Source organism: Methylophaga sp. UBA5088, from assembly GCF_002414625.1.
Taxonomy (GTDB): domain Bacteria; phylum Pseudomonadota; class Gammaproteobacteria; order Nitrosococcales; family Methylophagaceae; genus Methylophaga; species Methylophaga marina.
The window spans coordinates 29,187-36,197 of sequence record NZ_DIAC01000040.1 but is presented as its reverse complement, the minus strand read 5'-3'; the positions used below and the strand labels follow the sequence as shown (position 1 = coordinate 36,197).

Genomic DNA, 7,011 nt, shown 5'->3' with positions numbered 1-7,011 from the left:
CCATGCTGGTCAATAAAATCTCACCCGCACCATACTCGACCATTTTTTTAGCCCACTCTACGGCATCAATACCTGTAGGTTTTCGTCCACCATGGGTAAAAATTTCCCATTTATCAGTTTCGTTTTCAGCAGAGACTTTTTTTGCATCAATAGCAACGACAATACATTGTGAGCCAAACTTTTCTGCCGCCTCACGAACAAACTCTGGATTGTTAACAGCTGCTGAGTTGATGCCAACTTTATCGGCTCCGGCATTCAGCATGCGACGAATATCTTCTACCGTTCTGATTCCACCGCCGACGGTTAATGGAATAAAGACCTGACTGGCTACGGCTTCAACCACATGAACCATAGTGTCACGTTCAGCATGAGTAGCGGTAATATCAAGGAAGGTGATTTCATCAGCACCTTGTTGATCATAGCGTTTAGCGACTTCAATCGGATCGCCAGCATCCCTTATATCAACGAACTGGACACCTTTAACAACACGTCCACCATCAACATCAAGACAAGGAATAATGCGTTTTGCAAGAGACATGGTTATATTTAAAACTCCAGAGGCGGATTTAATTTATCAGCCATCTCCTGACCTTTTTTCAAATCAATACTGCCTTCATATATAGAACGGCCGAGAATGGCACCCATCACACCTTCATCTTCACAGGCACATAACGATTCAATATCTTCATATGAACTGACACCACCTGAAGCAATCACTGGGATTTGAATAGCTCGAGCTAAGTCACGCGTTGATTCGAGGTTGAAACCTTGCATCATGCCATCCCGGCTGATGTCAGTATAAATAATGGCTTCAACGCCATCTTGTTCGAATTGTTGAGCGATGTCGATAACGTCATGATTAGACAATTTTGACCAGCCATCAATGGCTACTTTACCGTCTTTTGCATCCAGGCCGACAATGATATGCCCTGGAAACTCAGCACAGACATCACCCACAAAATGCGGTGCATTAATCGCTTTTGTTCCAAGAATGACATAGCGAACACCAGCATGAAGATAGGTTTCAATGGTTTCCTCGTCACGAATACCACCTCCAACTTGGACATCCAAGTCAGGAAATGTTTTGCAAACTTCGTGGATGACGTCAGCGTTGACCGGATTACCTGCAAATGCACCGTCAAGATCGACCATATGAAGTCTTTTCGCCCCTGCTTCTACCCATTTCCGAGCAACTGCAACAGGATCCTCTGAAAATACCGTGTTATCTTCCATTCGCCCCTGACGCAAGCGCACGCAGTGACCTTGTTTGAGATCAATGGCAGGGATTAACAACATATTCTTACTCCGTTTGTTGATGTCTGTTAGGACTGACCGTCCCAGTTTACAAAATTTTCTAATAACTGCAGTCCAGCACGTTGGCTTTTTTCTGGATGGAATTGCGCAGCGAAAATATTATCTTTGTACAATGCTGCAGCAAAATCATCTGGATAAGCTGAAGTACCTGCAATGACTGCTTTATCTATGGGTTCAGCATAAAAACTGTGAACGAAATAAAAACGACTATTTTGCTCTATGTTTTTCCATAAAGGATGTGAACAGGTTTGATGAACTTGGTTCCAGCCCATATGCGGCACTTTTAATTTTTCGCCATTCACTGAAGCATCAGGTCGAAATAATTTAACGCTACCTGAAAAAAGGTTCAGCGTGTCCACACCACTATTTTCTTCACTATGCGACAGCAATGCTTGCATACCCAAGCAGATACCTAGAAAAGGCTTTTCTTGTGCTGCTTGCAAAATAACGTCTTCTAATTCCAGCTGTTTGAGTTCCGCCATACAATCACGAATTGCGCCGACACCCGGAAATAAAACATGACTGGCAGAAAGAATGGTTTTAGGGTCAGATGTGACAACAACAGAGGCATTATTAGAAACTGCTTCCAGTGCTTTTGATACTGAGCGTAAATTACCCATGCCGTAGTCAATCACTGCTATGTGATGCATGTTAAACCTGTTTATTTACTTAGTTTTATTGGCTAATAATTCTTAATAAAGGATTATAAAGCACCTTTGGTTGAAGGCAATTGCTCCAGTGCGCGCTGATCCAGTGAAACAGCCATTCGTAATGCACGACCAAATGCCTTAAATATGGTTTCAGCAATATGATGAGCATTGCGGCCTTTTAAATTATCGATGTGCAGAGTCATACCAGCATGATTCACTAAGCCCTGGAAAAACTCATAGAACAGGTCGACATCGAATTCGCCAATCTTGTCGCGGGTAAATGTGACATCAAATTCGAGACCAGGACGACCAGAGAGATCGAGTACCACTCGAGACAGAGCCTCATCTAAGGGGACATAGGCATGTCCGTAGCGAACAACCCCTTTTTTATCACCCAAGGCTTTCTTCAGCGCTTGACCTATCGTAATGCCGACATCTTCAACAGTGTGATGTGCGTCAATATGTAAGTCACCATTGGCTTTGACCGATAAATCAAACAAACCATGACGAGCAATTTGATCCATCATGTGATCTAAAAATGGGACACCGGTTTCGGCATTGAATTGACCGCTTCCATCCAGATTGATTGATACTTCGATCTGTGTTTCTAGCGTGTTTCGCGCAACTGACGCGCTACGAGTGGTCATTTGAGTTCCTGAAATTAATAATAAAAAGAGATAATAACTGTTTCGAACAAGGGTTTGAAGCGTTATTATAGTCGATGTTCACAACACAGGATTAACAATGACTCAGTTAGGCAACGTTACCCCCCTATTTCAGGACCTCGCCAAAGTTGAACATGAGCATAATCTTGCGTGTCAGGAATGCTCACTTTATCGATTATGTTTGCCTCTTGGTTTACATAATAATGACCTGATTCAATTAGATAAAATCATTAAACGTAGTCAGAGTTACTCACGTGGTCAGCCTTTATTCAGCACTCAAACACCGTTCAATTCTATTTATGTTGTCCGCTCAGGCTCATTTAAAACTACGGTGTCTGCTGTCGATGGTCGGGAGCAAGTCACCGGATTTTATTTTCCAGGTGAGTTTGTTGGCCTTGATGCCATTTACGAACAAGCCTACCGTTCGAATGCTAAGGCTTTAGAAAGCAGCAGTGTTTGTGAATTACCTTTTGATATGTTGCAAGAGCTAGGCGCAAATATGCCTCAACTGCAAGTGCAGATGATGTCGCGTTTAAGTAAGGAGTTATCAGGTGATAAAAGCCTGATGTTTTTGCTTGGCAAAAAAACCGCTGAAGAAAAATTAGCGACATTTTTATTATCTATTTCCCGTCGTTTCCAAGATCGGGGTTTTTCTGCACGTGAATTTCAACTGAGTATGTCCCGTGGTGATATCGCTAATCATCTGGGCTTAGCTGTAGAAACCGTCAGCCGCCTTTTCTCTCGTTTTCAAGAAGAAGGCTTGATCGACATTCATAATAAGTCGATTTCTATTCGTGATGCTGAAAAATTAAAAGCATTATGCGGTTAATCTTGGGAAAAATTGGTAAGCGCTCGCTTTATTGATCCAGGTCAATGCATTAAGTCCACACCTCCGTAAAATTCAAACCATGTCTTACAGAACATAGTTTGTCCCAGGAGGAAAAAATGAAAACAACAACATTAGCTGCAGCACTACTTACTACATTAGGTCTTTCTACTGTTGCTGCACCAGCAATGGCCTATGAAGCTGGCGACTGGTTAGTCCGTGGTCGTGTCATAAACGTCAACCCTAATGATGATAGTGGTCAGTTATACGCTGATGGTGCTGCTGGTGGTGAGGGTGTCAGTGTGAACTCAGATACAGTGCCTGAACTTGATATCACTTATATGTTCCACAAAAATTGGGGTGTGGAATTAATTTTAGGGTATTCAGAGCACACAGTGAAAGGTGAAAAAAACTGGTCTGCATTGGGTGATGTTATTGATACAAAAGTATTGCCACCTACATTAACGCTGCAATATCACTTCATGCCTGACTCAAACATTCGTCCATATATCGGAGCAGGTGTTAACTATACTTATTTCTTTGATGAAGAAGTTGCCGGTGATGTTTTAGATACACCCGGGTCAAAAGTAAAACTTGATAGTTCATGGGGCTTAGCAGCTCAAGCTGGTGTGGATGTGGCTTTAAATGATGATTGGTTTGTCAACTTTGATGTCAAATATATTGATATTGATACTGAAGCACACTTCACAAATATTGCAGGTGGAACAATTCAAAAAGCTAAAATTCATGCCGATATTGACCCATTCGTTTGGGGTATTGGTATCGGACGCCGCTTCTAAGAAATTTATGTCCTCGTAGTGCTTGGCCCTCCTCGGAGGGCCTTTTTTTTATCTCATTATTGGCCTGACTAAACTTTTTAGATTGATACGTAGTACGAGTAAAAAAGTGAAGTAAATGACTGCAGCACCAACGATCAGACCGAATAAATGTCCGCCTCGTTGCCATGCATCCCATATTACCCATTCATTGTGTTGTGGATTAAGTAGGAGTAAAAAAACGAACAAACTGCTATTAGCAATGACTAACTTTAATGAGAATTTACCCCAGCCTGAATTGGGGGTATAAACGGATCTTTTCCTCAGTCCGTGATATAGCAAACCCGCGTTCAGCATGGCAGACAGTGCTGTTGCTAATGCCAAACCAACATGATCAAGATAGATCATCAGTACGACGTTCAATGCCATATTACTAATCATCGCAATAATGCCAATCTTCACGGGAGTTTTTGTATCCTGCCTCGCGTAATAACCTGGCGCTAATACTTTAATAAATATGAATGGCAACAGTCCCAAACCATAAGCCATTAAACTCAATGAAGCTTTATGTGAATCCATCACCGTAAATTCGCCATATTGAAACAAGGTCATTAGTAGTGGTTCTGCCAAGTAAATAAGCCCTATCGCTGCTGGTGTACCAATTAGAAATACCCAGCGTAAGGCCCAGTCGATAGTGTCTGAGAATTCTTCTGTCGACTTGGCCGCATGTTTTCTAGAAAGACTCGGCAAAATGACGGTAGACAAAGCGATGCCAAAAACGCCTAATGGAAACTCAACAAGACGATCTGAGTAATACAGCCAGGAAATACTGCCCGTCACTAAAAACGAGGCAAGTAAGGTATCTAATAGAAGATTTATTTGTGCTACTGATACCCCAAACATCGCGGGTATCATTAATCTGGTAATTTTTCTGACACCCTCACTTTTCCATCCCCATTTTGGCCAAGGTAATAATCCAAGTTTTATCAGAAAAGGTAATTGAAAAATAAACTGTACAAGGCCGCCTATGAAGACCCCCCAGGCCAAGCCCGTCACTGGCTCACTTAAATTAGGTGATAACCATATTGCGGTACTAATCAATGAAATATTTAAAAAAACCGGTGTAAATGCGGGGATGGCGAATTTGCCAAAGCTGTTCAGAATGGATCCTGCAAGTGCAGTTAAAGAGATAAAGAAGATATAAGGGAATGTGATCGTCAGTAAATCTGCAGCTAAATCTGCCTTTACTGGATCTTCAATAAAACCGGGTGCAAACACCATGATGATGACCGGTGCGGCAATTATCCCTATTGCTGTAATCATCGTTAATATTACAGCCAACGTTCCGCTTGTCTGGGCAATTAAGTCTTTTAAAGGTTTATCTCCATGTTCTTTGAACTCAGCAAGAACTGGTATAAAAGCCTGCGAAAAAGCCCCTTCTGCAAATAAGCGTCTTAAAAAGTTTGGTATTTTGAAGGCGACAAAAAATACGTCTGCTCCCAGGCCCGCGCCAAACATTCTGGCTATGACAATATCCCTAATAAACCCCAATATCCGGGATAAAAAAGTCATCACACTGACAACTGCGGTAGACTTGAAGAGTTTCTCGCTCATTTTTTACTCACAACAGGGTTTCATCCGGCTATTCAAGGTTAGATGTTATATGTTTAAGCCAATTAAAAGTGTCAATTCTAAGGCTTTTCTGCTGTTATATCTTGCTATTACCCTGATTATTTTAGTTTTGTGGGTGAGTCGAATGGAGATTTCGCAACCAGATAGGCGAGATATTCCTGATGAGCTACGTCCGTTTCTTATTTCACCTCCTAAAACACTACCTCAGTTTGTTCTTAATAGTCAGTCAAATCAGATTCTGACGAATGTCAGCTTCGATGGTCGCTGGAGCTTTATTTACTTTACGCACTCACATTGTCAGCCAGAATGTGATGTTGTCATTGATGTGATGCAAAACCTTAAACGTTTATTTGCTGGGCCTACAGTCCAGTTCTTACTCATTAATTTCGATAATCAGGGCGAAAGTTCTGCATTACCTAAAAGCTCACTACAACTTTATAGTGGTTCTGCTGATGTTATTCATTCTGTTATTAGAAGTTTTGATTTTTTATACCTGGAACCGGAAAGTTATCAGAACAGTAATAAAGTCGAGCAGCAACACTATATTTATCTAGTCGATCCACAAGGTCGTGTCTATGCTGTATTTAAACCTCCATTTACATCACTTGCTATACAGCATGTTTTCTTCAGATTGCGCGAGTTTTATGCACGTAGTGAATAATTTGTATCAGCGAGCGCATCAGAAAAAGTCTTCGCTAATTGTTCTAACGTCGCGGTCCTTCTGAAGCTTGGTCGCCAGACCAGGCCGATCTCTCTTAAAGCCTGATCGTTATCTGCCGATAGGGGCACTAAACAAATCTCAGAATGAATAACCATATCTGAATTAACGGCCATGTCTGGAATAAGTGTAATACCCAACCCACTGGCAACCATTTCAATCAGTGTATATAGACTTGTCGCTTGTACACTCTTTCGTTGAGCGGATGCAGGCAATTGGCATGCACTTAGTGCGTGCTCCCTCAAGCAATGCCCTTCTGCCAATAAAAGCAATTCGTTTGTAGGTAAATCGCTCGCTTTTAATTCTTCTTTCTCAGCTAAGGGGTGGTTCTTAGGCAGCGCTATCCAGAAGGATTCTTTGGCAAACTCTCTATGTGTGAGACCACGTGTGTTGTATGGAAATGCTAATACCGCAACGTCAATATTACCGC

Annotated in this window: 9 protein-coding genes; 3 read left to right on the top strand and 6 right to left on the bottom strand. The window is 41.8% G+C overall.

All coding sequences use genetic code 11. From position 1 onward, the window contains the following. The 4 genes from hisF to hisB all read right to left on the bottom strand — a co-directional run. A partial coding sequence (hisF, locus tag B4K20_RS05765) for an imidazole glycerol phosphate synthase subunit HisF (protein WP_289282207.1) occupies positions 1-538 on the bottom strand: 538 nt, incomplete at its 3' end. An 8-nt stretch (positions 539-546) separates the two neighbouring features. After that, the gene (gene hisA, locus B4K20_RS05760; protein WP_286305952.1) at positions 547-1,296 is read right to left on the bottom strand and encodes a 1-(5-phosphoribosyl)-5-[(5-phosphoribosylamino)methylideneamino]imidazole-4-carboxamide isomerase; all 750 of its coding nucleotides are present in this window, start codon (positions 1,294-1,296) and stop codon (positions 547-549) included. Positions 1,297-1,322: 26 nt separating this feature from the next. Next, positions 1,323-1,964 (bottom strand): imidazole glycerol phosphate synthase subunit HisH, encoded by a 642-nt coding sequence (gene hisH, locus B4K20_RS05755; protein ID WP_289282206.1) that lies wholly within the window; start codon positions 1,962-1,964, stop codon positions 1,323-1,325. Positions 1,965-2,017: 53 nt separating this feature from the next. Beyond that, the gene (gene hisB / locus B4K20_RS05750) at positions 2,018-2,611 is read right to left on the bottom strand and encodes an imidazoleglycerol-phosphate dehydratase HisB (RefSeq protein ID WP_286305950.1); all 594 of its coding nucleotides are present in this window, start codon (positions 2,609-2,611) and stop codon (positions 2,018-2,020) included. 97 nt (positions 2,612-2,708) lie between these two features. On the opposite strand from hisB, the gene fnr reads away from it, so the two are divergent. After that, entirely contained in the window at positions 2,709-3,458 is a 750-nt protein-coding gene (gene fnr / locus B4K20_RS05745) for a fumarate/nitrate reduction transcriptional regulator Fnr (protein WP_289282205.1), read from the top strand. Between the two features lie 116 nt (positions 3,459-3,574). Then, positions 3,575-4,255 (top strand): OmpW/AlkL family protein, encoded by a 681-nt coding sequence (locus B4K20_RS05740; RefSeq protein WP_289282204.1) that lies wholly within the window; start codon positions 3,575-3,577, stop codon positions 4,253-4,255. Between the two features lie 48 nt (positions 4,256-4,303). On the opposite strand, the gene murJ is transcribed toward B4K20_RS05740, so the two are convergent. Next, the gene (murJ, locus tag B4K20_RS05735; protein WP_289282203.1) at positions 4,304-5,845 is read right to left on the bottom strand and encodes a murein biosynthesis integral membrane protein MurJ; all 1,542 of its coding nucleotides are present in this window, start codon (positions 5,843-5,845) and stop codon (positions 4,304-4,306) included. 142 nt (positions 5,846-5,987) lie between these two features. On the opposite strand from murJ, the gene B4K20_RS05730 reads away from it, so the two are divergent. After that, entirely contained in the window at positions 5,988-6,524 is a 537-nt protein-coding gene (locus tag B4K20_RS05730; RefSeq protein WP_289282202.1) for an SCO family protein, read from the top strand. Here B4K20_RS05730 and B4K20_RS05725 read toward each other — a convergent pair. Next, the coding region (locus B4K20_RS05725) for a LysR substrate-binding domain-containing protein (RefSeq protein WP_289282201.1) at positions 6,506-7,011 on the bottom strand (506 nt) is incomplete at its 5' end. The genes B4K20_RS05730 and B4K20_RS05725 overlap by 19 nt on opposite strands.

What these genes read in the sequence shown, in the direction of transcription:
- B4K20_RS05740 (WP_289282204.1), top strand. Translation starts at nt 3,575, where the DNA reads ATGAAAACAACAACATTAGCTGCAGCACTACTTACTACATTAGGTCTT.
- fnr (WP_289282205.1), top strand. Translation starts at nt 2,709, where the DNA reads ATGACTCAGTTAGGCAACGTTACCCCCCTATTTCAGGACCTCGCCAAA.
- hisH (WP_289282206.1), bottom strand. Translation starts at nt 1,964, where the DNA reads ATGCATCACATAGCAGTGATTGACTACGGCATGGGTAATTTACGCTCA.
- murJ (WP_289282203.1), bottom strand. Translation starts at nt 5,845, where the DNA reads ATGAGCGAGAAACTCTTCAAGTCTACCGCAGTTGTCAGTGTGATGACT.
- B4K20_RS05730 (WP_289282202.1), top strand. Translation starts at nt 5,988, where the DNA reads ATGGAGATTTCGCAACCAGATAGGCGAGATATTCCTGATGAGCTACGT.
- hisB (WP_286305950.1), bottom strand. Translation starts at nt 2,611, where the DNA reads ATGACCACTCGTAGCGCGTCAGTTGCGCGAAACACGCTAGAAACACAG.
- hisA (WP_286305952.1), bottom strand. Translation starts at nt 1,296, where the DNA reads ATGTTGTTAATCCCTGCCATTGATCTCAAACAAGGTCACTGCGTGCGC.